Below are 23,882 nucleotides of genomic sequence, written 5' to 3' on the forward strand. Positions count from 1 at the left end.
GAACCGGCCTGGCGGCCGGACTGAAAAAGAGTTCTTTTCGCCTTCTGGCCTTCCGATTTTGACCGGCGTCCACCTCCGCGCAAGCCCTAACTCCGCTCCGCTCCGGCCTACGGCGCCAGAAACTTTTCCCAAACGCGGTCGCTGCGCTCCCAGGGAAAACTTTCCGGCCCAGGGCTTGCACTCCGGCGGCCTCCTGCCGGTCCAACTCTCCATGCCAGAAGGCGAAAAAAACGGTCGGAGCCACCCGGCCGCGAGAGTCAGGAGCCGAAGTGCCAGTTACGAACACCACCACCGCGAGCGCCGTCAAGGGCCTCACGCTGCACGTCTACCGCAACGCAGCAGCCGAGATGGACCACACCAACGGCGGAATCACCGCCACCGCAACCCGCGTGACCCTGGTCGGAATCAGCGTCGAAGATCTGGGCGGCGAGGTTACCCGCCTGCCCGACTGGCAGGTATCGACCCCCACCGAAGACGCCCCGCCCGTGGTCGCCGTGGTCAACCGCCGGTGGAACGGGACCGCCCGTTACGCCTTCCTCGCCCCGGCCGAGATCCGAGACAACGAAATCCAGCGGCCGCCCGCAGGCCGGTACATGTTCGGCGGCAACTACGCCGCCACCCATGACAGCCGATTCCGAAACGCGCTGTCTTACTACCTCAACAACGAGGGCCCCGACGTGTTGCGCGTCCACGACCGTACCGAACTGTAACCCACCACCCCGGCCGAGAGCCGAACACAGAAGGGAAAACCGAAATGCAATACATGAAGGTCGAGACCGCCGGAGACGTTCGCCGATGGGACAGCTACATCGTTGCCGTGCCCGACGATTGGGACGCCGACGCCGAGAACAGTGACCGCCAGCTGCGCGACCTGATCGCACTCGGCAAGGGAAAGCACCAAGGCACCGATTACGAAGGCGAATACGATCCCGTCCCGCCCGACGAATTCGAGATCAGCGAATTCGAGCCGACCCAGGCCCCCGCGGAATAGCACCGGATAAAGCAAGAACCCGGACGGTTGGAGCCCGTCCGGGGTCTTGCCTATCCACTGTAGGCCAACCGCCGGCACCACCGGATTTCGCGCGGGGCGCGGCCGCGCGGGGCGCGTCCGCGCCGCGGCGGTCTCGACCCAGCCCCGCGCCGCGATCCAGCCCTACCGCCACCGTGCAACCCTCGGACAGGACCCGGTAGCCGACCGGGCACCGAACCCGAGTGCACGAGAAGTCGCGCTCAAACAGGCGAGGTGTCGATCCTCAGACACTGTCCACGTACTCGCGCGATACGCCCCGCGGCGTCAACCGCTGATCCCCCGGATACAACCCCAACCCCGGCAACTGAGAATCGATCTCAGCACGGGTCAACGGGGCCGACACCGGTGCCAAACTCACTCGACCCTCCAAATCCACCCACTGCCCCTCCGGATCAACCGTGCGAACACGAACCACACGGCCGGCCTCCACATACACCACACCCCGAAGACGCTCCCGCCGATCCAGCGAGATCCGGGCCTGCGGCTCCGCCAACCGCCGATCAATCTCCCACTCCGGATCAACAGCACCAACGAACTCGCCAGCCAGCTTCTTCACCATCCGCGCCGACCGATACGCCACCAACACACACCCCCGAGCCGGCACCGGTTGCAGCAACTCCGGCAAATCCCACCGCAGAAAAGCCTCACGCGCCCACCCATACGGCGCGATCACCGCCGCATCGGAATACACCGTCACCGTCACATGACGACCCCGCTCCAACTTCTCCCGCAACACCCGCAACGCCGGCCGCGCCGCCCGCGAATTCATCGGCTCATCAATCACAGAATCCGGCACCGGAACCACCTCCCGACCCTGCGACCACACCCCCTCAGACATCAACACCCCCACCGGGCGATCCCACCACGCCACCACCGTCGCCTCACCATCGCGATACGCCCGCGATAACTCAGCCGACAGATGATTCCGCAGGTAGTCATACTCGATCACACGCATACGCACATTCTCCTTACGCACCTGACGCACAAGCCGCCGCGATCGGGCAGTGAATCAAGCAAACTCGATGGATAACTCACTGGAATCGCACCCCTTCCGACGCCGACTCTAAAGAGTAAAATCTTACGCAAATTACGCGCCTTATGCAAATATGGGTGAGGCCATCGGCCGAGACGAGACAACCACCTCACTTGCCGTACCAAGAGAAGACGCATCAGAGCTACCGCGACACCGCGCCCTCCCGGACCTCCGCCGCTCCCGCACAATCACCGTGGCAGCCGTGGTGCGTTCGGCGGGGTCACCCTCAGCCGCACCTACTACCCGATCAGCCACGGCAGCCCTAGGGGGCCGCCGATCGCGAGCAAAGCTCGCGCGGAGTCCGGGGCCTGGGAAGTGGTGGAGTCCCTTCGATCGACCTAGACGCAGTGGTCTATCACCCCGGAACCCGGCAATCCAGGGCGCCTTCGGCGTCGCTGACGCGATGGCGCAAGCGCCACCCTGGACAGCCGGAACCCGGGGTGATCGGAGACGACCACTAGGCCGATCGAAGGGACTCCACCACCACCGCACCCGCGCTGCGCGTGCCGGCCCCTGACGCCGATCGCAACCTGACGGTTGCGGCGGGGGGCTCCGCCCCGCCGAGCCCCCCGCTCCTCGCCGGAGGGGCAGGCGCTCCCGAAGGAACGGGCCGCGAAAAGTCAAGCTAGACAACACAATAGCGGGTGACATGCCCCACAACCACAAACAACCCTCCCTATTGCGTAATGTGCGTAAGAAATGCTATTATAGATACATAAGGCAGAGAGGGAGGCAGACACAATGAGCAACACAGCAACTATCGAGGTTCAGGAATACCAGACCATCCAGGGGGACACCGCCTACTGCGTCACCAACGGCACAATAAACGTGCTGATCACCCCGCCCGGAATCGGCAACACTCGGTGGGAAGTCTGGAAATCCGACAGCATCGCCACCATCGCCCGCACCGCTACCGCCGAACAGGGCATTGCCCGAGCCCGAACCTGGCTCGCCGCCCACTAGCCCCAGAAAGCCGAAAATTTGCGTAAAGTGCGTAAGATTTGAAATATAGAAACTAAGGAGCGTGAATAATGGCTATCACCACAACCCCCATCGATTTCGGTCAAGCCCTGCACATTCTCGACGGAAGCATCCACGTCGAATACCGAGACGGCAAATACGTGTGTAGCCGCCCCATGGCAGGAAAAGGCGGATCAATCGAATTCAGCCCCCACGGTGGCCACCTCTACAACAACGGCGAACGCATCGGCACGATCTACCTGGACGACACCGACACCGCCGAATATTACCGCCCCTACTGGTCGCAACACATCACACGCCCGTGCGAATGCGGACACGGAGAAATCGCCGATTCTGTAACCCAGCACTTCACCACCGCAATAGAAACAATCGCCGACGCAACACGCACGCTGGTTTGCTAATCGACCACACCATTCGCCCTACTCGAGGAGTCTCGAACCCATGTCGACACACAGTCTCGCCCCGGCGGTCGCCGCATCCATCATCGACGCACACGCACCCGAGCTGGCACTACTGGCCGAGATAGGCGCCGCGCCGCACATCGTCGCCACCGGCGGCGGCTGCCACGCAATCGAATTCGACGCCACCCCGTCCGGGTCGCTGTATCTCCTGCTGACCACCGAAGACCACCAGCTAGCTACCAGCCGCGCCGAAATACAGTCCTGGTGCCTGAGCATCTACGACCGCGCCGAAGACGACGCGTGGAAGACATGGGCCGAGGCCGACACGTTCCGGGCCGCCTACCGCGCCGTCTGGCGCGCCTACTTCACCGCCGATCACATCGAATAATCGCCGAGCGCACTTGCCAATAGCGCGTAAGGTGCGTAAGATAATATTTATAGAAACACCGCGACGAACAGGGAGTGAACGAGTAATGGCCCGACGCAGGAAGTACAGCGACGCCGACCGCGCGGCCCGTGCGGCCGCCGACAAGGAGATCCGGGACGGCGGAAACGAGCTGTTGAGCGACCCCGAAGCGGTCGCCGGCATGATCGGCGCGCTGGCCCGTCTCACCTGCCCGAAATTGCTGCGCTACTCCCTGGGCAACGTCGCGCTGATCTTCCGGCAGGCCGACGAACGCGGCATGACCGTTACCGATGTCGACAGCTACAAGGGATGGCGCAACCGCGGCCGCAGCGTTCGCAAGGGCGAGAAAGGGCTACGCATCAACGCACCCAAGGGCACCGAGAAGACCGAGGCGGACGACAACAGCACCAGCGAAGCACCCGCCGAACAGGCCGACACCACCGGAGAAGGCGACAACTACCGGGTGCGGTTCCGGATGATGCCGGTATTCGACATCAGTCAAACCGAGGGAATCGAGGATTTCGAGGACGAACCGGCAGCCGTCGAGCCGGTTACCGAACCGGCAGCCGCCGTGCGGGCCCGACTGCTCGAGCAGTTCGCCGCCCTCGGCTACACCGTCACCGAGGGAGCAACCCCGGGCACCGACGACAACGCCCACACCATCACCGTATCCACCGGCGCACCGCTCGAGGAGCTGGCGCAAGCCCTGGCAGCCCTACTCACCCGCCCCGCCGCCGACCGACCAGCCCGACCGGTCAGCGCCTCACACGGCGGCGCCCACATCGCCGCCGATGCTGGGCCCGGAATCCCCCTCGATCTGGGCGAATTCGGCACGGGCAGTGCAGTGGCCGAGATCGACCACGACGCGGCGCGAGTCTACTACCGGGTCACCGCGCCGAGCGTGCGCGGAACATTCACCGTCGAGTTCGCCGACGCCGCCGAAACCACCATGTGCGAGACCCGCCGAGTCTGTGTCAAATACGGCCGCGCCGACAAGGCCGGGCGAGCCTATGGCCAGTTCGGCGAAGATCGACCGGAACGGCCGACGGTCAACGGGATTGCCCTTGCCAGCGAATCCACCGTCACCCTTACTACCGCCGATGTGCTGCGATGGCTGTACGTGGCGCGGCTGTACCAGGGCCGATACGGACTCGACACCGACCAGGTGCCGCAGCGCACCGGCGAGCGTGTGCGCGCCGTCGTGCGGGCAATCCTGGCTCACTTCCAGACGTTGCCCGAGTTCGAGGCACTGTTCACCCGCGCAGCCGCCTTGCACGCCCCAGCATTGCAGCAGATGCAGGCAGACCGTGCCCGCGAGTTGGCCCGACACCTTGCCAGCATCGAAGCCCAACGCCAGGAAGCCGAGGCACGGGCCCAGTACTTCGCCGACCTGGCCGCCGGCCGAGAGACAGCCGGCGCACCGCCCGAGACGTTCGCCAGCTGAGGTCGACCCCCCACTCTCCCGGCAGTGACGCGGCTCACAGCCTAGAAAGTGCGTAAGGTGCGTAAGATTTGATAATATAGATACAGACGGGCGGGGGACCGACCCGGGACCCCGCCCGCCGATCCTTGAAAACTCCACAGCGTGAACCAATCCCGCGCCGGTCGTGAAACGCGCCCGGCGACCAATCAACGGAAGGAAACAGCAGTGACCACCCCCATCGACGAGCCCCGCACCGAGAACTACGACCGCAGCATTTCCGCCAGCTGGCCCGTAGGCGAACCCGACGCCGAGAACTGGCAGGCCCGCGCCGATCTGACCGTGACACACATCAAAGGCCGCGGATACCGCGCGACCCTGAGCACCCACCACGAACAGGCCAGCGGCCCTTACGTCACGCGAACAATGAACCTCAGTTTCGACCGGTGCCGCACCGAAATTCACACCGCACCGGCCGCGCGGTTCTCCCGCAAGAAACTCGGCGAAATCTACAACCTGGCGCTAGACCAACTCCGCCAGCGATACGAGTCCGAAGACGACACCGTCGCCCAGTATTTCGACGAACACTCGCCCGTCTTCGATTACTCCGGCGCACCAGCGAAGAACTAACCACCCCGGACACCCGCGATCTCGGACGATCGGAACTCGCCCGAGATCGCGGGAACTGGAATCGGAACTCCGCTGCGCTCCGTGCTGAATTTTTTCAGCGGCCGGTCCTCGGCCGCCTCACCTCGATCACCCGAAGAGACTGACCGACCACGGACGGGAAATCCCGCCGGGCACCAGCAGACTCACTCATGAAAGGGCCACTCATGACCACAATCCGTATCGGCGCCGCCCGCGACCTGGCAGCCACCGTCAGCGTCCTGTCAGAACACAGCGCAGCCCCCATAGGAGCCCAGGCACTCGTATTCGTGCTGATCACCCGAGGAAACGAGGTCGAAGGCGTCTGGTCCTGCGACGAAATCGACTACTTCGACCGCGCGAACGCCGCAGCGCTGGCCCGGCACTTCCGCGGCCGCCGCGCCATCGCGTTCGTAGTCGACAACACCACCGCCGACCCAGCCACGGCCGCAGAAGACCACGACCTGCTCATCAGCGAAGCCGGCTACGCTCTCGCCGAGCACGCCATCACCCTCACAGGCGTCTACGTGACCACCGGGCTGGCCCCTGGCGCCTCGATCTGGTCGCACCGCACCGGCGAACATCTGGGCACCGCCCCGGCGGTACTGCCCAAAATCGCCGAAGCACTCACAACCCACCCATGCCGGGTAACTCAACCGATCACCGGTGCCCGAGACCACCAGAATCCACTGGTCGGCCTGCCAGCCATCGCCTAACCAGGAGAAACCGAGCAAAGCCCCGGGCAGTCGGAACCTGCCCGGGGCCTTGCCGCCCCACCCTAGAACACCCGAACGGCGTCGGCCCGACCCACCGAGCCCACCGCGGGCACGGGACCCGGAAAGGAACTGACCTACAGATGCGCACGGCACAGCTTCGGCGAACGCATGAGACATGGAGTCGCCACGGACGAAAGCGATTCGCACACGGCCAATCCCGGTTCGGTGAACCCGGAAAAATCACTTTGGAGGCCCCGAGGCGGGCGGCATCACGTGATTCACACCGACCGTAATGGGTCATGGGTGGTGGTGCGGCCGGGTAGTGCACCGTGAACCTGTAGCCGGCTACTGGTGAATCGTCCTTGGTGGCAGGATGGCATCAGGGCCACTGCCCGGCGATCCCCTTCCCGGACAGCGGCCGGCTAGGAGAGCCCCGACGGCTGAAAAGTTCGTCGGGGCCCTCGCCGTATCCAGCTCGCCGGACGCCGGCGTCCGGCGCGATATCGAACAGAGTCAGCGGCCGCTCCCTGGCCAACGCGCGCTGTTCGGCGTGCTCCCGCGCCTGCGCACGGCGGGCATGGTGGCCGCCGCCGACAACCAGACCAACCGCCACAGCGCCGTTGTCAAGTCTGGGGGTGCCGGACCGAACCAGCGAGGATGCGAGTCGAAGGAGAACGTCTCTGCGATGTCGGTGTCCGACCGTATGGTGGTCGAGTGACCGATATTGCCCCGCTCGCTGCATCAACTCGGGCAGTGTTCGGTGTCCTGGGTATGAATGCCGTAGTGCGGGCTGGGCGGACGGTGCACGCGGTCAGTATTGGGCAATGGGTCGCCGATGAGGAAGTGCCCGAGCTTCTTTGCCGTACGGGTGTCGCGGGGTGGTCGCCGACAGCTCTAGCGCCCACGCGCGCAGAAGTCACCTGCGTGCGATGTCTGCGCCGGATCGGCGCGTCCGCGACTGCACCGCAGCAACTGCTGCTGTTCGGCAACGATCCTGATCTCGAGTAGTCGTCGACTGCGGAGTGCGGACGTAGCTGGCCGCGGTGCAAGCCAGGAAACGGGTACCCGTAGTCGAGTGGCGGACACCGCACGTTGGGCGGAAACTGTTTGGGATATCTGCCGTTTCGAGTACAGATCAGGAGGGCAGTGTGTCGGACCCTCATACCGACTTGCGGCAGGATCGGCCGCACAGCGCTCGCATGTACGACTATCTGTTGGGCGGAAAGGACCACTACCAGGTCGACGCGACCGCCGCCGAGGCCGCGTTGCGGCAGTATCCGGCGGGCCGCACCATCGCTCAGGTGAACCGTCAGTTCATGCACCGCGCTGCGAAACATTCAGCGGAATCGGGAATCCGGCAGTTCCTCGACATCGGCACGGGAATCCCGACCGAACCCAACCTGCATCAAGTGGTGCAGCAGGTCGCCGCGGCCGCCCGGGTCGTCTATGTCGACAACGACCCGATCGTGCTCACCCACGCTCGAGCCCTGATGACCGGTACCGCTGAGGGGCGAACCGAATACGTTCAGGCCGATATCCGAAACCCGCAAGCGATTCTGGACAACCCGCAAGTGCGGGAGGTCCTGAACTTCGACGAGCCGATCGCGCTGACCCTGATCGGGCTGCTGTATTTCCTGCCCGACCACGAGGACCCGCACGAAATCCTGGCCACCCTGATCGATGCTCTGCCCAGCGGTTCGCATCTCGCGATGACGCACGCGACGGCAGATTTCGACGCTGCCGCCGAAGCCGCCGCGCAGGTGTACCGCAACAACGGTGTGCCGACCCAGTTACGTTCGCGCGACGAGTTCGCGGGGTTCTTCCGTGGCGTGGAATTACTGGAACCGGGTGTGGTGCCGCCGCATCGGTGGCGCGCTTCCGTCGAGCCGCTGCCCCATCTCGACGCTGAGGCGTCGCTTTACGCCGGGATCGCCACGAAACGGTAGACGACCCGGACGAGGATGGAGCTCGATCATGCCGTCGTGCTGGAGTAGTTCGGCGGGATCGGTCTCCTTCGCTCACAGCCACAGTGCGGCTCATCGAGCGGTGGCGTGTAGACCACCGCGCCGCATCGGCGGCATGCGTGGGTGCGGTGTCCGGTCCGATCGGAACCCAGACACGGGACCCAGCCGACCGTGACACAGTCGGTGCCGACGAGGTGGTGGCCGTTGACGCACCGGGCCGGCGCTGGCTCGACAGTGCCGACGAGCGTCCTCGGTGGCACCACTCGCCCACCGGCGAGGTAGTAGGGCCGGTATCGGCGTTCGCGGGCGGTGGTCACACCATAATGGTAATCGAATATTTGTTCGAGCAAAACCAAAAGCCGAGCGGAGTTGTGATTGTTCGAAGTCGTGTTCAGTGCTGACCTGCGGGTTCGGTTCTGGTTGAAGAGGACTTCGATCGTCGGCGTGTCTCGAACTCCGGTTCAGTAGCGTGCTTTTCGCTCGTACTCGTCTTCAGTGAGGGATCAGGGATGGCCGGGGATTCGTCGGTGGCTGATCGCGGTGTGCTGTCCGCAGAGGAGGCGCGCTGGCAGGTGGCGGTGCGGCGGGCGGAGGTGATCGGCCGTCTCGCGCAGTTGGATCGGGTGAGCGTGGCCGCTGCCGATGAGGCCGCCGCGGAGTTGGGGGTGACGCAGCGGCAGGTGTATGCGCTGGTGAGGCGGTGGCGGGCTGGTGAGGGGGTGGCGTCGGATCTGCTGCCGCGCCGTTCGTCGGGTGGCCGGGGTGGTGAGCGGCTGCCGGAGGAGGTGGAGGAGATTGTGCGGTCGGTGCTGCGGGTGCGGTATCTGGCCCGGCAGCGGCGTTCGGTGGCGGTGATCTGCCGGGAGATCGATCGGGAGTGCAAGGTGCGCGGGTTGCGGCCGCCGTCGCGGTCGGCGGTGCAGCGCCGGATCGGCAGGCTGGATCCGGTGAAGACTGTGACCGCGCGGGAGGGGCAGGGGGCGGCCCGGTCCCGCAGGCCCGCCGGCGGGGTGGCGCCGCCGGTGACGGGGGTGTTGGAGCGGGTGCAGATCGATCACACTCCGGCGGATGTGATCGTGGTCGATGAGCATCACCGGCTGCCGATCGGGCGGCCGTATGTGACGGCGGCGATCGATGAGGCCACCAAGTGCGTGCCCGGGTTCGTGCTCACTCTGGAGGCACCGTCGGCGACCTCGGTGGGACTGTGTTTGGCACACATGGCGATCGACAAACGCGCGTGGTTGGAACGCATCGGGGTGCGGGCGGTGTGGCCGATGAGCGGCAAACCCGTCCAGCTGTATACCGACAATGCGACGGAGTTCAAGAGCGAGGCCCTGCGCCGGGGTTGTGACCAGCACGGCATCCGGGTCGGCTACCGCCCGCCGGGTGCCCCGCATTACGGCGGGATCGTGGAACGGCTGGTCGGGACGATGATGCGGATGGTCCACGAATTGCCGGGTACGACGTTTTCCGACACTCGCGAGCGCGGCGATTACGACAGCGACGCGAAAGCCGTTCTCACCCTTGCCGAGTTGCAACGCTGGATGGCCCTGGCGGTGGCCTGCTACCACGGCGAACCCCATGACGGTTTGGGCGGGCGGACCCCGGGTGGGGTGTGGGCGGAGAAAGTCGCCGAGCTGGGCGCGCCACTGACGGTGACGAACGAGACGGCGTTTCTGGTCGATTTCCTGCCGGTGGAGCGGAGATCGTTGCGGCGCACCGGGTTTGTGCTCGATCACGTGCAGTACTACAGCGACGCTTTGAAGCCGTTGATCGCGCGGCGCGAGCAGCTGGGGAAGGTGGTGTTGCGGCGCGACCCGCGCGATATTTCCCGGATCTGGGCGCTGCATCCGGAGACCGGCGAGTATCTGGAGGTGCCGTACCGGACGTGGTCGCGGCCGGCGATCAGCCTGTGGGAGCAGCGGGCGGCGGTGGCCCGGTTGCGGGAGACCGGCCGCGCCGAGATCGATGAGAACGCGCTGTTCGCGATGGTCGAGCAGATGCGCCACATCACCGAGAACGCGACCGCGACCAGCCGGCGAGCGCGCCGCAACACCGAACGCCGCAAGACGGTCCCGGCACGCAGCCGGGCGCAGACCCTGCCGCCAGCGCCACCGCCGTCACCGGCGGGATCGGGTGCTGGGCCGGTGGCGGTGGCGCCGTTCGAGGTGATCGAGCAGTGGTGAGCATCGGTGAGCCCCTCGACCTGTCGCATCTGCATCCGTCTGCGCAGCGGCCGGCGATGCTGCCGGATGCCGAGCGGATCCAGTATGTGCGGGCGGATCGGTGGATCGGCTACACCCGCGCGACCGAGGCGTTGGCGCGGCTCGAGGGGCTGCTCACGATGCCTGGTAAGCAGCGGATGCCGAACTTGCTGCTCATCGGTGCGACGAACAACGGCAAGTCGATGATCATCGAGAAGTTCCGCCGCGACCACCCGCCGGTCTCGCACGCCGATCGGGAGGAGATCCCGGTGCTGACCATGCAGATGCCCTCGGAGCCGTCGGTGTCGCGGTTCTATGTCGCGGTGCTGGCCGCACTCGGCGCGCCGATCCGGCCGCGGGCACCGCGGCTGGCCGAGCTGGAACAGCTGGTGTTGCGCCTGCTGCGGACGTGCGGTGTGCGGGTGCTGGTGATCGATGAGCTGCACAATGTGCTCGCCGGGAGGGGAGATACGCGCCGGGAGTTTTTGAACGTGCTGCGGTTTCTGGGCAACGAGCTGCGGATTCCGCTGGTCGGTGTCGGTACCCGGGACGCCTATCTGGCGATCCGTTCCGATCCACAGCTGGAGAACCGGTTCGCACCGTTCACGCTGCCGCTGTGGGAGCCCGGCGACGAGGCGTGCGCGTTGCTGGCGAGTTTCGCGGCGTCGTTCCCGCTGCGGCGGTCCTCTCCTATCGCGACCGAGGAAATGGCGTCATACCTGCTCACCCGGTGTGAGGGCACGATCGGGGAGCTGACGGCGCTGCTGTCGGACGCGGCGATCGCGGCGATCGAGTCCGGGGAGGAGACCATCAACCAGCGCACCCTGCTGCTCGTGTCGTATGCGGGGCCGACCGAGCGGCGGCGGATGTTCGAACGCGAGCTGGCGTGAGCCCAGCGCCGCCGCGGCGCTGGCCGGTGCACCCGGCACCGGGTGCGTTGGAGTCGCTGTCGTCGTGGCTGGACCGGCTCGCCCGCGTCTACCAGGTGCCGGTGACCGATCTGCTCGGCCCGAATCTCGGTGTGCTGGTCGGCATCCGCGATGTTCTCGACGAAGACCCGCCCCCGGCGGTGTTCGCCGCGCTGGCCGAGCGCACCGGTGTGCCGGCCGGGCAGGTGCGGGCGATGACGCTACCCGGGTGGGTGCCGTGGCTGTTCGACGCCTACCCGCTGCCCGAACGCGACGCCACCGACGCTTTCTACACCTATGTCCGCCAATATTCGGTGCTGCTGGCACCGCAGGAAGCGCCGCGTTTCGAGGTGACCAGTCGCCGCCGCTGGCGGGGCCCATGGATTCCGCAACACCCGTTGCGACGCTCGTGCCCGCAGTGCGCGGCCGGGCCCGCCCCGGCCCGCGCACTGATCTGGCAGTTGCCGCTGACGGTGAGCTGCCTCGAACATCGCTGCCGGCTGACGCCCGACACCGAGACCTTCGCGGCCGAGGTCGCGGGTCTGCCCTACGAGCCGGTCCCGATCGGTGACCCAGTGGCGACCCTGGACGGCTACACCCGTCAAGCTCTGACCGAGGCCACAGTGGCGTTGCCGGGCCGCACGGTGCACGCGGGGGTGTGGTTTCGGCTGCTGCGCTGCTTGCTCGACGAGCTCAGCCTCGCCGGTTCCACCGTCACTCGAAGCTCGCAGCAGCTTCTCGAGCAGATCTGGGACGCGACCGGTGAGCCGGTGCGGGCCGGGCTGCCGGTGTGGCAGCCCTACGAGAATCTGGAATGGCCCACCCAGGAGAAGCTGCTGACCGCGGCCGCGACCGCGCTGGTGCTTGCTGCCGACCGGCGCATCCAACCCAGGGGGACTCTGGCCGGATTGCTGAGCGAACCGCGCTCGATGCCCGTCTACGACGGTGACTCACCGTGGCCACCGGCCCCTACTCCTGCCGAACGGGCCGGGCGGGAACTCGTGCAGGCGATGAACGCCTGGTACGCGCGGGCCCGCGTTGATGCCGATGCCGCCCGTGCGATGCTGCGGTGGCTGACCGCGCTCAATACGACTCCGGCCCACGCCATCGCGCACCGCGACGTGCTGATCGGTGAGGGCATCCCCGCGCGATTCCTGCGCGACGATCTACTGGGATGCCCCGGCGAACGTACTCGGGACGAAGCCGAAATCCTGCTGGTGGCCGAAGGATTCGACCGTAGCGACGTGGCCCATGAGCTGACCAGCTTCGTTGCCGAGACGACAGCGCTGTGGGACGTGACCGATGAGGGCGTGCTGATCGACGAGGACGAACTCGCCCAGATCCGCGCCCGCTTGGAGTTGTGAGCGTGCCCCGATGGCCGATACACCCGCAACCGGGACCGATCGAATCGCTGTCATCGTGGCTGGAACGGCTCGCCACGGTCTATCAGCTGCCGGTGAAAGTGCTGCTGGCCGACTTGTGTGCCGATTCCGGGCTGAACATTCGCCTGGTCACCTCGACCTTTCCGCACCCAGCGCTGCTGGCCGCGCTCGCCGACCGCACCGGCGTTCCAGTGCCCCGGCTGGCGACGATGACCCTGTCCGGATGGGTACCGTGGTTGTTCGAGAAACTGTGGCCGCGCGAGTTCGAGCATCAGCAGTTGTTCGACAACTATGTGGGGCGCCACTCGGTGTTGCTGCTGCCCGGGACCATCGACCGCGATATCGTCCGCCGTGTCAAATCCCGATGGGACGGTCCCTGGCTGGCGTCCCCGCGCAGGCCGCGAGCCTGCCCGGTCTGCGCCACCGACCCGGACTCCGGCCGCGCCCTGGTGTGGGATCTGCCGCTGATGATCAGCTGCGTCGAGCACCGCTGCCGCCTCGAACGCGCCGGCGCCGTCGCGATCGGTGCCATCTCGGCCCCGGCCGCGGTGGACGAGACGGTCACCACGATGGACGGCTACACCTACCAAGCACTCACCACCGGGCTGGTGCGATTGCCGGGCCGCACCGTGCACGCCGGGGTGTGGTTCCGGCTGCTGCGCTGCGTGCTCGAAGAACTCTGCGTGTCCCGCCTGTCGTGCAGTGCCCGCACGGGCGCTGTCCTGGAAACCATCTGGGACACAATCGAACTCCCGATGCGCGGGCGGATCGTCGCGATGCTCGAGCCCTACGAGTGCCTGGACCCCGAGGTCGCCGAGACGCTGCTGCGCGCTGCCGCGTTGGCGCTGGCGCTGGCGGCCGAACGGTCCATTCCGGCGCTCGGGGAACTCGGGCCCGCGCTCGCCCCAATGCCCTATCGGCAGGTGCCGCCCGGAGATCCCCCAGTGCGACCCTGCACGCCACCCCGGCGGGACCTGTTGAATCCGCCTCGCTGGTGGCCCGCCGCGCCGGTGCAGGCCGGACCACCACCAGATTGGCCACAGATCGCTCGCCGTTATGCGCTCAAGCGAGGGTTCCCGGCATGGGTCTTCGGTGGGCTCACCGACGACCCCGGATTCGACTAGCTGTCGGGGTGATCCGGGCAGACAGGCCCGGCGTCGGTGACACGCCAGCGGCGCACCGCCAGCCAGCGCCGGACCAGTGCCGGGATTTCGCCGGTGTCGCGGAGTTCGGTGGCGTAGACGCCGGTGAGCAGGGGGCCGCCGCAGTCGCAGGCCGCGCACTCGATGTCGGCGATCGGCACGTCACGGGGGCGGCACCGGTGGCAGTGGCGGGCCTCGATGAGACCGCCGTCGTCGGCCGGTTCGAGCCAGATGACCTTGATGTCTTCGAGGAGTCGCCCGCGTTCGGAGGTCTCGCGGGTGGTGTATCCGCAGGCGTCGTTCGGGCAGACCGCGGGCGGCTCGGGCAGGTTCATGCGAGCGGTCTGCTTGAGCCGCCACGCCAGATTCGGCCGCTCGCGCTCGAACTCGCGTGTGCTGGCGCTGGTTTCAGCATGTTCGCCGGCGGCGTTGTCGTCGTCCGCCGGTAGCGGCCGGATCGGATCCGGCTCGGGTACGAGGCCACCGAGGTCGACCAGGCCGGTCGGCGCCGCCTCCGTCACCACCGAGCTGGAACCGCCCGGGGAACCAGGTCGCCCGTCGATGGGATCACCGGCGGGGACACCGAGGGTTTGCGGTGTGGCGGTTGCGGTTTCGGTGATGGCCGACACGACATCTGGTGCCGGGTCTGCCTGGTCGACCACGACGGTGGCCGGTGCACCGGGTGTCGGGAGTGGGGTGGCGGGCCCGGAGTGGGGCCGGGTGCCGATGCTGTTCTTGTCGAGGTGGCCGTAGAGGGTGCCGCGTTTGACGCCGAGGATGTCGGCGATCTGCTGGACGGTGTGTCGGCCTTCGTCGTAGAGACGCTGGGCCTGTTCGATCTGGTGGACGGTGAGCTTGGGCCGCCGGCCGCCTTTGCGGCCGCGGGCGCGGGCGGCTTCGAGCCCGTCGCGGGTGTTGGCGACGATCAGCTCCCGCTGAAACTCCGCCAGCACCGACAGCATGCCGAACATGGCGCGCCCCTCGGCGGTGTCAGTGTCGATGCCCTGTTCGAGCACCTTCAGCCCGATGCCGCGCTCGCGCAGATCGGCGCCGAGGTTGACCAGATGCAGCATCGACCGGCCGAGCCGGTCCAGGCGAGTGATGACGATGGTGTCCCCGCGGCGCGCAAGAGTGAGGACGAGATCGAGTTTCGGTCGCGATGCCTTCGCGCCGCTGGCAGTATCGATGTGGATGTCGCCCGGTTCGACTCCGGCGCGTCGCAGCGCGTCGATCTGGTGGGCGGGGTTCTGCTCGGCGGTCGACACCCGCCCGTAGCCGATCAACATGGTGTCGAAAATAGCCGAAATCGGGTTTGCCGACGTTGTTTCCCGGCACGGGTTTTCGACACTTTTCTCCTGGGGTTTCTCCCGCTCACGCAAGGTTGTCGGCAAATGATCGTTTTCCGACAACCGCTATCTGAGCCGAACACGCTCCCCAACCAGGTTCGCGCCGAATCCACTGCATCAGTGCACACCTGGTTTGATCTGGTTCAATTCATCGTTTGCCACCTGACTTTAATTGATGGCACACTATGAATACCGACCCAGGTCTACACGAGGAGTGTGCTGCATGGCTGTCCGGTTCAAGCTCGGTTACTACTCGCCGGTCTCAGACGACCCGCTGAATCGGGGTTACGTCGGCTACTTCCCGCGTATGACCGAAGAGGAGGCATGGACAGCAGGCCGGGGCGTATGGAAGGCCAACAAGGAACGGTTAGCCCGAGAGAAGTTCGCCCTCATCATCGGTGATGGCCGGGTGTGCGCCGTCGCCGAGATCCACGGGGTGTCCGTGCATGAGGATCGCGTCGCCGTCGACGGCGAGGTGCTGGCCGAAGGTCACCCGGTCCGCGAAGCCTGGATCGGCAAACCCGATCCGGTGGTCAACGCCTCGCAGAACCCGGTCGGCTACTGCGACCTCCCGGAAGAAGCCGAGTTCCGCGAACGTCCCTGCGGCTGCGGGTGCGGTGAGATCTCCACCCGCGATTTCCTGCCCGGCCACGACGTGCGCGCCTTCCAGGACCGTGTCCGCACCATGTTCGCCGGGTCGGCGCTCCAGTTCTTCCGCTGGGTCGACACGACGGCCGCCGAGCACGGACTTCCGCTACTGGAGGGCAACACTCGCACCGTGACAGCCGACGATCCCGGCGACGACGAGGCCGAGAAATGGCCGCTGTCCGCACGACAGGACCCGGCCGCGGCCGGCACCGGCCCGGTCGGCACCGCTGCGGAGGGTGAAACACGATGAGCAGCAACAGAATCGGTCAGCGCGTCGTCCACACGGAATACACCTTCTGCGCTCGCTGCGGGGAGACGACCGCTTTCCCCGCCGGTGTCGCGACCCCCGACGGCCTGGGCGAGGTCCGCACCTGCGAGAACGACTGTGGTCAGCAGATCACCACACCCCTGCTGGTGTGGACCGACGACAAGAACGCCGAGGTCACCTTCGAAAGCTGACTGCGAAGAAAGGAGTATTACGGGCTCGCGGTCGAGCAGATGGCGCCGCATCGATGACGAGGTGCTGGCGCATATCAGCCCGGCACACAGCGAGAACATCAACTTCTTCGGCGCCATCGAGGTCGACATCGACGCCGAATTCGCCCAGCTCGGCCCGACCGGCTACCGGCCGCTGCGCGTGCGCGACACCCTGTTCTGATCTCACAGGTCCGCCGGCCCGCCGGGCGTCACCCATGACGCGATCACCCCATAGACCAATCCGCATTTTGAGATATCATCGGGTTATGCCGATTAAACCTGGCCCGGTCGATGGATCGGTGCGTGACGATCTCGCCGGCGCGGTGGCGTTGTTCCACAGCCTGTCCGACCCCACCCGGCTGGCGATCGCGCGCCACCTCACCCACGGGGAGGCGCGCGTGGTCGACCTGACCAGGGCGCTGGGGCTGCCGCAGTCCACGGTGTCCTCACACCTGGCGTGCCTGCGTGACTGCCAGCTGATCACCGGCCGTCCCGAGGGCCGCCAGGTCTTCTATGCCCTGGCCCGCCCGGAGCTCCTGGATCTGTTCGCGGCCGCGGAGACGCTGCTGGCCGCGACCGGCAACGCGGTCGCGCTGTGCCCCCACTACGGCACCTGCGCCGACACCGAGGAGGAGGGGGCCTGATGAGCGATGCGTGCGGCTGCGGCCACGACGAACCCACCACCGGCGACGGCGCCGAACGCGAACCCGAGAAGCTGTGGGAAGTCGGCGAATTGCGCTGGGCCGCGGTGTCCGGTGTGTTCCTGGTGGCCGCGTGGATCACGAGTTGGACCGGTGGGCCCGATATCGCCGTGCGGGTGCTGGAGTGGGTGGCGCTGCTGGCTGGCGCCTATACGTTCGTTCCTTCCACAGTGAAACGCCTGGCGCAGGGAAAGATCGGTGTCGGCGCGCTGATGACCATCGCCGCTATCGGCGCGGCCGCGCTCGGCGAGGTGAGCGAGGCCGCGATGCTGGCGTTCCTGTTCTCCATCAGCGAAGGACTGGAAGAGCATTCGATCGCCCGCACCCGCCACGGTCTGCGCGCGCTGCTTTCGCTGGTGCCCGACACCGCGACCGTGCGACGTGACGGCACCGAAACCGTTGTCGGTCCCACCGAATTGCGGGTCGGGGACCGCATGATCGTCAAACCGGGTGAGCGGGTCGCCACCGACGGCATCATCCGCACCGGCCGCACCGCCATGGACACCTCCGCCATCACCGGGGAATCCGTGCCGGTGGAGGCCGGTCCGGGTGATGAGGTGTTCGCCGGATCGATCAACGGCACCGGTGTGCTGGAGGTCGAGGTCACCACCACCGCCGCAGACAACTCCCTGGCCCGGATCGTGGCGATCGTCGAGGCCGAGCAGTCCCGCAAGGGCGCGGGCCAGCGCCTGGCCGACCGCATCGCCACACCCCTCGTCCCGGGAATCATGGTCGCCGCCGTGCTCATCGCCGGAATCGGTGCGCTGTTCGGTGATCCCGTGGTGTGGATCGAACGCGCGTTGGTCGTGCTGGTCGCCGCGTCGCCGTGTGCGCTGGCCATCGCGATCCCGGTCACCGTGGTCGCCGCGATCGGCGCGGCCAGCAAACTCGGCGTCCTCATCAAGGGCGGCGCCGCCCTCGAAGCGCTCGGCACGATTCGCGGGGTCGCCCTGGACAAGACCGGCACCTTGACCGCCAACCGTCCCGCCGTCATCGACGTCGCCACCATCGACGGGGTGACCCGCGAGCAGGTGCTGGCCGTGGCCGCAGCGCTGGAGGCTCGCAGCGAACACCCCCTCGCGCCAGCGATTCTCGCCGCCGTCGACCACACCGAACCGGCCACCGACGTCGAGGCCGTCACCGGCGCCGGGCTCACCGGGCGGCTCGACGGCCGCCACGTGCGGCTCGGCCGTCCCGGCTGGCTCGAGCCCGGGGTACTGGCCGCCGACGTGGCACGGATGCAGGAAGCCGGGGCAACCGCGGTCCTGGTCGCCGACGACGGGCGGGTCATCGGCGCGATCGCCGTGCGCGACGAACTGCGCCCCGAAGCCGCCGAAGTCATCGCGAGGTTGGATGCCGACGGCTATCACGTCGCCATGCTCACCGGCGACAACCACACCACCGCAACAGCTTTGGCGAAAGACGTCGGCATCGATGAGGTGTATGCCGAACTGCGGCCCGAGGACAAGGCCCGCCTGATCGAGAAACTGCGCGGCCAACGCCGGACCGCGATGGTCGGCGACGGCGTCAACGACGCCCCCGCGCTGGCCACCGCCGACCTCGGTATCGCCATGGGCGCCATGGGCACCGACGTCGCCATCGAAACCGCCGATATCGCCCTCATGGGCGAAGACCTGCGTCACCTGCCGCAGGCATTCGGGCACGCGCGCCGAGCCCGCGCCATCATGTTCCAGAACGTCGGCCTGTCCCTCGGATTAATCACGATCCTGATCCCCTTGGCGCTGTTCGGGATCCTCGGCCTCGCCGCCGTCGTGGCGGTCCATGAACTCGCCGAGATCGTGGTCATCGCCAACGGTGTGCGCGCCGGACGCACCACACCACTGGCTCCCGCCCCCGGCCGGCCGGCGGCACCGCTGCCGCGCGCCGCGACGGCAGCGACCTCGGCATGAGGACTGCCGACCGCGCCCCGGCCTGGCGGACCCGAGTTACCGCGGCCGCTGTCGTGGTGGTGCTGGCCGCGCTCGATCTGGGGCTGAAAGCCTGGGCCGAGCGTGGCCTGACTGCGGGCCGCACGATAGAGCTGCCCGTGGTCGGGCTGCGGCTGGCCCACAACCCGGGCATCGCGTTCAGCCTCGCCGACACGCTGCCCACCGCCGTGTTGCTCACTGGCATCGGGGTGATCATCACCGGCATCGCGGTGCTCACTTGGCGGGCCACCGGCCCGGGGTCCTCGATGGCCTGGCCGCCGCTGGCGGTCATCCTCGCCGGCGCGATCGCCAACTTCGCTGACCGCGCTGGCGACGGCGTGGTCACCGACTACCTGCACACCGGCTGGTGGCCCACCTTCAACCTCGCCGACACCTACATCACCTGCGGCGCCCTCGCCCTGGCCGTGCTCGCCCTGCGCCCGGCCCGCACCGGGGCGAGCACCGGCAGCGAAACCGAGTACGACGCCCGGTAGTATCGCGGTTGTGATCGCTGCCCCGCCCGCTGCGCGACGAGCCGGTATCGCCCGGCTGCTCGTCGTGCTGGCCGTGTTGGCGGGCATCGTGGCGATCCAGAACGCGCACTGTGCCACGGGCTCGGCGATGACCATGAGCCCGACCATGACCGCCACCCTCGCCATCGGCAGCGACGGGGACATGCCGCACCACGGGATCGACCCCCTGACGCACTCGGGCCCGCGCGACACCGTCACCGCCGCCGCGCTGACACCGCGCGCGAATGCCGATCACCGCACTCCCGCGCTGGCCTGCGATATCGCGATGGCCTGTCTGGCGGTGTCGCTGGCGCTGCTGGTCGCCCTGGCCTTCGTTCACCCCGCACTGATCGGGTCCCCGCATCGGCTCCCGCTGCCACTGCGGGGCCGGCGCCCGGCATCGGCGCCGCCGCGCCCACCCAGCCTCGCCGCACTCTGCGTCCTGCGGACATAAACCGGCACGCACCGGTTCGTCACCCATGACGAACCGGCAGCCCGTGCTACGCACCGCCTCGCCATTGTGGCGCGCCCCGGAAACCATTCACGTCCGGCAGCACCCAGTGCGCGCCCGCCGCCGCAGGGATTTCCCACTGCGCCGCCGTCCGGTAGCGGCGTCGTATCCCCAGCGACCACCGCACGCATGAGCGTCGGATCGCCCCCTGGGCTCCGTCCCAGGCCCTGCGGTGCACGGTGCTCACCGATGACCTGCCCGTATCCGGCGGCCTTGTCCCCGGGCCCGGGCGGACTCGGTGACCGCACGGCTGCTATCGGCTCTGTCACTGCTGTGCTCCGACCGAAAGGCCCTTGCTGGGTATGACCGTCGAATCCGCCGAAGACCACGCCACCACGACCCGCACCGCCGCGCCCGCCGCGGGTGCGTTCACGGCCGAGGTGTTGACCGAGCGCTGCCGTGCGCTCGCCGACGCCGGTGACCACGCATGCATCGGGATCAGCCCGTTCAACAGCTACTTCACCACCGACCGCATCACCGCCCTGGCCCGCTGGGCACGCCCACGGTTCGCCTCGGTGCACTTCTACGTGCCCGACGGCCCGTCGGCCTACACCCTGCAAGCCCTCGGCTACACCCCGCAACAGGCCGCCCACAAGGCCCGCCGCCAGGGCCGCTGGCTCGGCAACAAGATCCGCCGGGCGCTCACCGACCTCGGCGTACCCGACCCCGAGCCGCTGGTCCTGGACTCGGCCGCCCTGCACACCAACACCACCTATCAACGCCTGCACGCGGAGGTGTCCGGACAGTTCGCCCGCGATCCCGACTTCGCCGCCGCGTGTCTGAGCGCGTCGGGATGGGTGCTGGGCCAGCGACTACCCGGCACCGCGGCCCCCACCGACGAGCAGACGCGTGCGGCCGTGCGGTATCTGCTCGCCGAGCTGCCGCTGTTCACCGACACCGCCGCCATCGTCGGCACCACCGCCTCGGTGTTCTGCTACCACCAGCCACCGGCGTTCCTGCGCGACCTCTATCACCACCGCCTGGCCTGGAAACCCGCACCGCACCAAGGGTTCCTCGTCCTGGCCCCCACCGGCGAGCGCGCCGACCCGACCACCCGGCCCGACCATCCGAACCGATAACAGAAAGGAGGACCGATGAACCCGCTCCAGATGATCTGCGACTGGCTGTGCAAAGCCATGGGCCCCTGCTGCCCGATGTAACCGATCCCTGCGGGGCGGCGCCCGTCGTCGCCGACCGGCACCGCCCCGCAGGCCGACACCTTCTCGGGGGTGAGCCGACCCCGCCCGCACGTCACACCACCGCCCAGGGCAGTGCGAGCCGGCCCCATCAGCAACCGGGCATCACCGACATCGACGCCGGCATGTGCGCTGGCAGCTCGACTGCGGCAGCGATCCCCCGCCCATCAGGGCTACTGCCGCGGAGCCCGTGGGACATCGCGCGATCGAGGTGCCGGTCAGCGGCAGCAGTTGGGATCCAGCACCACGCACAGCGCGGCGAGGGCGTCGCGTTTGGCGTGGTGAACCACGTTCATCCCGACGCGTTCGGAATCGACCAGTCCCGCCTTGCGCAGCTGCGAAAGATGATGACTCACTGTCGATTCCGTGAGGCCTACCGTGGCGGCGAGGTCACCGCCGTTCTCACCGCTGTCCGGGCTGGTCAGCAGTAGCGACATCAACTTAACCCGCACCGGATCCGCGAGCGCCTTCAGACGCAGCGCGACCTCGAGGGCAGCGGTGTCATCGACCGGCCCCGCGGCCACCGGCGCGCAGCACACCGGCGCGGACATGTCGATCACGGGCAACGTCTTGGGCATGACACCGATCCTACCTGCGGGATTGACATATGTCGAAAAGGTGGCAGACTCAGTCTCGCCCACTTCTTCGATATATGTCTCACTATGGAGGTTCTCATGTCCCGCGTGCAACTCGCCCTCAACGTCGACGACCTCGAGCAGGCGATCACCTTCTATTCCACGCTGTTCAACACACAGCCGGCCAAGCGTAAGCCCGGCTACGCCAACTTCGCCATCGCCGAGCCGCCGCTGAAGCTGGTCCTGCTCGAGAACACCGGCCAAGGCGGCACGATCAACCACCTCGGTGTCGAGGTCGAAACCTCCGAACAGGTTCACAGCGAGATCGCACGCCTGTCGGAGGCGGGGTTGTTCACCGAGGAGCAGATCGCGACCACGTGTTGTTTCGCCACCCAGGACAAGGTGTGGGTCACCGGTCCCAACGCCGAGAAGTGGGAGGTCTACACCGTCCTCGCCGATACCGAGAACTTCGGCACCACACCGGAATTCGCCACCGATGACGCCGAGGCCGTGCAGGCGTGCTGCGGCACCGGCGGTAGCGCTGCCGCGCTGCCTCTGGCCGATGAGTCGGCGGCGTGCTGCACCCCCGCCGCGAAGGACAAGGCGGTCGCCGCAGGCGCGTCCTGCTGCTGAGGTTCGCCCGGGCGCGGCCGTTGTCGTCGGTGCGGCCGCGCAGCATCATCGACAACGAAAGAACGGTAGTGACAACTCGATACGACGCTCTCGTCATCGGCGGCGGCCAGTCCGGACTCGCCGCCACCCATCACCTGACGCGGCGCGGCCACACCGTTGCGGTGCTCGAGGCCGGCCCCGAGACGGTCGGGTCCTGGCCGCGCTACTACGACAGCCTCACCCTGTTCTCCCCAGCCCGCTACAGCGGCCTTCCCGGCATGAGCTTCGGCGGCGCCCCGGACCGGTACCCGCATCGCGACGAGGTCGCCGACTACCTACGCCGCTACGCCGCCCGCCTGGACGCCGACGTGCTGTGCGGTCGGCGCGTGGACACCGTCACCCACGACGGTGAAGCGTTCACCGCCCACACTGGCGCCGGGGAGACCTTCACCGCGACGCGGCTGGTCGCGGCGACCGGTTCGTTCGACAACCCGCATCTTCCGGCGCTGCCGGGTGCCGACGGGTTCTCGGGGAAACTGTTACACGCCAGTGACTACCGGTCACCGGACGAGTTCGCCGGCCAACGGGTGATCGTGGTCGGGGCGGGCAATTCCGCAGTCCAGATCGCCACCGAACTCGCCACCACCGCCCACGTCACACTGGCCACCCGGGCACCGGTGAAGTTCCTGCCCCAACGCCCGGGCGGGCGCGACGTGCACTTCTGGTTCCAGGTGACCGGATTCGACCGACTCCCGATCGGCGCCTACCTGAACACACCGCCAACGCAGCCGGTCCTCGACACCGGCCGCTACCGCACAGCGCTCGCCGCCAATCGACCCGACGCGGCGCCGATGTTTACCCGCCTCGACGGCGACAACGCGGTCTGGCCCGACGGCACCCGCACGAAGGTGGACGCGATCATCGCCGCGACCGGATACCGGCCCCACCTGCCCTACCTCACCGACCTGCACGCCCTCACCGACACCGGGCAGCCCCGCCACCGCCGGGGCGTATCCACCACGGTCGCGAGGCTGGGGTATCTGGGCCTGGAATGGCAACGCACACCGGCATCGAACTCGCTACGCGGAGTCGGCCGCGACGCGAACTGGCTGGCCCGCCGCCTCTAGGGTCGGGTGGTGAGTGA

27 protein-coding genes and 1 pseudogene are annotated in these 23,882 nt (G+C 67.5%); 25 read left to right on the top strand and 3 right to left on the bottom strand.

Annotated elements, in window-relative coordinates:
- The first annotated feature begins 269 nt into the window (after window positions 1-269).
- Both NV2_RS24840 and NV2_RS24845 read left to right on the top strand, forming a co-directional pair.
- Window positions 270-710 carry a DUF8317 domain-containing protein gene (locus NV2_RS24840; protein WP_067879250.1) on the top strand — a complete coding sequence of 147 codons (441 nt, stop codon included), beginning with the start codon at window positions 270-272 and terminating at the stop codon, window positions 708-710.
- Window positions 711-754: 44 nt separating this feature from the next.
- Entirely contained in the window at window positions 755-991 is a 237-nt protein-coding gene (locus NV2_RS24845) for a hypothetical protein (protein ID WP_067879252.1), read from the top strand.
- 262 nt (window positions 992-1,253) lie between these two features.
- Here NV2_RS24845 and NV2_RS24850 read toward each other — a convergent pair whose 3' ends face one another.
- Entirely contained in the window at window positions 1,254-1,985 is a 732-nt protein-coding gene (locus NV2_RS24850; protein WP_157103077.1) for a hypothetical protein, read from the bottom strand.
- An 819-nt stretch (window positions 1,986-2,804) separates the two neighbouring features.
- On the opposite strand from NV2_RS24850, the gene NV2_RS24855 reads away from it, so the two are divergent.
- The 13 genes from NV2_RS24855 (at window position 2,805) to NV2_RS24905 (ending at window position 14,214) form a co-directional block, all read left to right on the top strand.
- The gene (locus NV2_RS24855; RefSeq protein ID WP_067879258.1) at window positions 2,805-3,026 is read left to right on the top strand and encodes a hypothetical protein; all 222 of its coding nucleotides are present in this window, start codon (window positions 2,805-2,807) and stop codon (window positions 3,024-3,026) included.
- 68 nt (window positions 3,027-3,094) lie between these two features.
- On the top strand, window positions 3,095-3,445 hold the full coding sequence (locus tag NV2_RS24860) for a hypothetical protein (RefSeq protein WP_067879261.1): 351 nt from the start codon (window positions 3,095-3,097) through the stop codon (window positions 3,443-3,445).
- 40 nt (window positions 3,446-3,485) lie between these two features.
- A complete protein-coding gene (locus NV2_RS24865; protein WP_067879264.1) occupies window positions 3,486-3,833 on the top strand; it encodes a hypothetical protein in 348 nt (115 codons plus the stop codon).
- Between the two features lie 85 nt (window positions 3,834-3,918).
- The gene (locus NV2_RS32735; RefSeq protein WP_067879267.1) at window positions 3,919-5,295 is read left to right on the top strand and encodes an ArdC family protein; all 1,377 of its coding nucleotides are present in this window, start codon (window positions 3,919-3,921) and stop codon (window positions 5,293-5,295) included.
- 204 nt (window positions 5,296-5,499) lie between these two features.
- Window positions 5,500-5,901, top strand: a complete 402-nt coding sequence (locus tag NV2_RS24875; protein ID WP_067879270.1) for a hypothetical protein — start codon at window positions 5,500-5,502, stop codon at window positions 5,899-5,901.
- A 203-nt stretch (window positions 5,902-6,104) separates the two neighbouring features.
- Window positions 6,105-6,632, top strand: coding sequence for a hypothetical protein (locus NV2_RS24880; RefSeq protein WP_067879272.1), 528 nt, complete (start codon window positions 6,105-6,107; stop codon window positions 6,630-6,632).
- Window positions 6,633-7,005: 373 nt separating this feature from the next.
- Window positions 7,006-7,350 carry a hypothetical protein gene (locus NV2_RS31550; protein ID WP_157103078.1) on the top strand — a complete coding sequence of 115 codons (345 nt, stop codon included), beginning with the start codon at window positions 7,006-7,008 and terminating at the stop codon, window positions 7,348-7,350.
- Window positions 7,347-7,640, top strand: a complete 294-nt coding sequence (locus NV2_RS31555; protein ID WP_157103079.1) for a hypothetical protein — start codon at window positions 7,347-7,349, stop codon at window positions 7,638-7,640. Before NV2_RS31550 ends, NV2_RS31555 begins: the two co-directional genes overlap by 4 nt.
- Before the next feature lie 140 nt (window positions 7,641-7,780).
- A complete protein-coding gene (locus NV2_RS24885) occupies window positions 7,781-8,578 on the top strand; it encodes an SAM-dependent methyltransferase (RefSeq protein ID WP_067879275.1) in 798 nt (265 codons plus the stop codon).
- A gap of 545 nt (window positions 8,579-9,123) precedes the next feature.
- Entirely contained in the window at window positions 9,124-10,782 is a 1,659-nt protein-coding gene (locus NV2_RS24890) for a TnsB C-terminal domain-containing protein (RefSeq protein ID WP_245662768.1), read from the top strand.
- The gene (locus tag NV2_RS24895) at window positions 10,779-11,690 is read left to right on the top strand and encodes a TniB family NTP-binding protein (protein WP_312030911.1); all 912 of its coding nucleotides are present in this window, start codon (window positions 10,779-10,781) and stop codon (window positions 11,688-11,690) included. The genes NV2_RS24890 and NV2_RS24895 overlap by 4 nt, the downstream gene beginning before the upstream one ends.
- Complete coding sequence (locus NV2_RS24900; protein ID WP_067879281.1) at window positions 11,687-13,072, top strand: TniQ family protein; 1,386 nt, start codon at window positions 11,687-11,689, stop codon at window positions 13,070-13,072. Before NV2_RS24895 ends, NV2_RS24900 begins: the two co-directional genes overlap by 4 nt.
- Window positions 13,069-14,214, top strand: a complete 1,146-nt coding sequence (locus NV2_RS24905; protein WP_067879284.1) for a TniQ family protein — start codon at window positions 13,069-13,071, stop codon at window positions 14,212-14,214. The genes NV2_RS24900 and NV2_RS24905 overlap by 4 nt, the downstream gene beginning before the upstream one ends.
- Here the strand turns inward: NV2_RS24905 and NV2_RS31075 are convergent.
- A complete protein-coding gene (locus tag NV2_RS31075; protein ID WP_084475407.1) occupies window positions 14,211-15,518 on the bottom strand; it encodes a recombinase family protein in 1,308 nt (435 codons plus the stop codon). The two genes, NV2_RS24905 and NV2_RS31075, sit on opposite strands and share 4 nt — an antisense overlap.
- Before the next feature lie 283 nt (window positions 15,519-15,801).
- Here NV2_RS31075 and NV2_RS24915 point away from each other — a divergent pair, with 283 nt between their 5' ends.
- From NV2_RS24915 to NV2_RS24945, 8 genes and pseudogenes are all read left to right on the top strand, one after another.
- Window positions 15,802-16,476: a hypothetical protein gene (locus NV2_RS24915; protein ID WP_210749759.1), complete on the top strand. Its 675-nt coding sequence runs from the start codon at window positions 15,802-15,804 to the stop codon at window positions 16,474-16,476.
- Window positions 16,473-16,685, top strand: coding sequence for a hypothetical protein (locus tag NV2_RS24920; RefSeq protein WP_067879287.1), 213 nt, complete (start codon window positions 16,473-16,475; stop codon window positions 16,683-16,685). The genes NV2_RS24915 and NV2_RS24920 overlap by 4 nt, the downstream gene beginning before the upstream one ends.
- Window positions 16,686-16,697: 12 nt before the next feature.
- Window positions 16,698-16,884, top strand: a pseudogene (locus tag NV2_RS31080) (hypothetical protein); the annotation flags it as partial.
- Between the two features lie 85 nt (window positions 16,885-16,969).
- Complete coding sequence (locus NV2_RS24925) at window positions 16,970-17,347, top strand: ArsR/SmtB family transcription factor (protein ID WP_067879290.1); 378 nt, start codon at window positions 16,970-16,972, stop codon at window positions 17,345-17,347.
- Entirely contained in the window at window positions 17,347-19,314 is a 1,968-nt protein-coding gene (locus tag NV2_RS24930; RefSeq protein WP_067879293.1) for a heavy metal translocating P-type ATPase, read from the top strand. The genes NV2_RS24925 and NV2_RS24930 overlap by 1 nt, the downstream gene beginning before the upstream one ends.
- Window positions 19,311-19,826 carry a signal peptidase II gene (locus NV2_RS24935; protein ID WP_067879295.1) on the top strand — a complete coding sequence of 172 codons (516 nt, stop codon included), beginning with the start codon at window positions 19,311-19,313 and terminating at the stop codon, window positions 19,824-19,826. Before NV2_RS24930 ends, NV2_RS24935 begins: the two co-directional genes overlap by 4 nt.
- Window positions 19,827-19,836: 10 nt before the next feature.
- On the top strand, window positions 19,837-20,298 hold the full coding sequence (locus NV2_RS24940; RefSeq protein WP_067879298.1) for a hypothetical protein: 462 nt from the start codon (window positions 19,837-19,839) through the stop codon (window positions 20,296-20,298).
- A gap of 359 nt (window positions 20,299-20,657) precedes the next feature.
- Complete coding sequence (locus NV2_RS24945) at window positions 20,658-21,434, top strand: tRNA-dependent cyclodipeptide synthase (RefSeq protein WP_084475409.1); 777 nt, start codon at window positions 20,658-20,660, stop codon at window positions 21,432-21,434.
- Window positions 21,435-21,769: 335 nt separating this feature from the next.
- Here NV2_RS24945 and NV2_RS24950 read toward each other — a convergent pair whose 3' ends face one another.
- A complete protein-coding gene (locus NV2_RS24950) occupies window positions 21,770-22,129 on the bottom strand; it encodes an Rv2640c family ArsR-like transcriptional regulator (protein ID WP_067879301.1) in 360 nt (119 codons plus the stop codon).
- A 96-nt stretch (window positions 22,130-22,225) separates the two neighbouring features.
- Here NV2_RS24950 and NV2_RS24955 point away from each other — a divergent pair, with 96 nt between their 5' ends.
- Window positions 22,226-22,759, top strand: a complete 534-nt coding sequence (locus NV2_RS24955; RefSeq protein WP_067879426.1) for an ArsI/CadI family heavy metal resistance metalloenzyme — start codon at window positions 22,226-22,228, stop codon at window positions 22,757-22,759.
- Window positions 22,760-22,827: 68 nt separating this feature from the next.
- Window positions 22,828-23,865 carry a flavin-containing monooxygenase gene (locus NV2_RS24960; RefSeq protein ID WP_067879303.1) on the top strand — a complete coding sequence of 346 codons (1,038 nt, stop codon included), beginning with the start codon at window positions 22,828-22,830 and terminating at the stop codon, window positions 23,863-23,865.
- Window positions 23,866-23,882 lie beyond the last annotated feature (17 nt).

It is taken from the genome of Nocardia vermiculata NBRC 100427, from assembly GCF_001613265.1.
In the GTDB taxonomy this organism is placed as follows: Bacteria; Actinomycetota; Actinomycetes; order Mycobacteriales; family Mycobacteriaceae; genus Nocardia; species Nocardia vermiculata.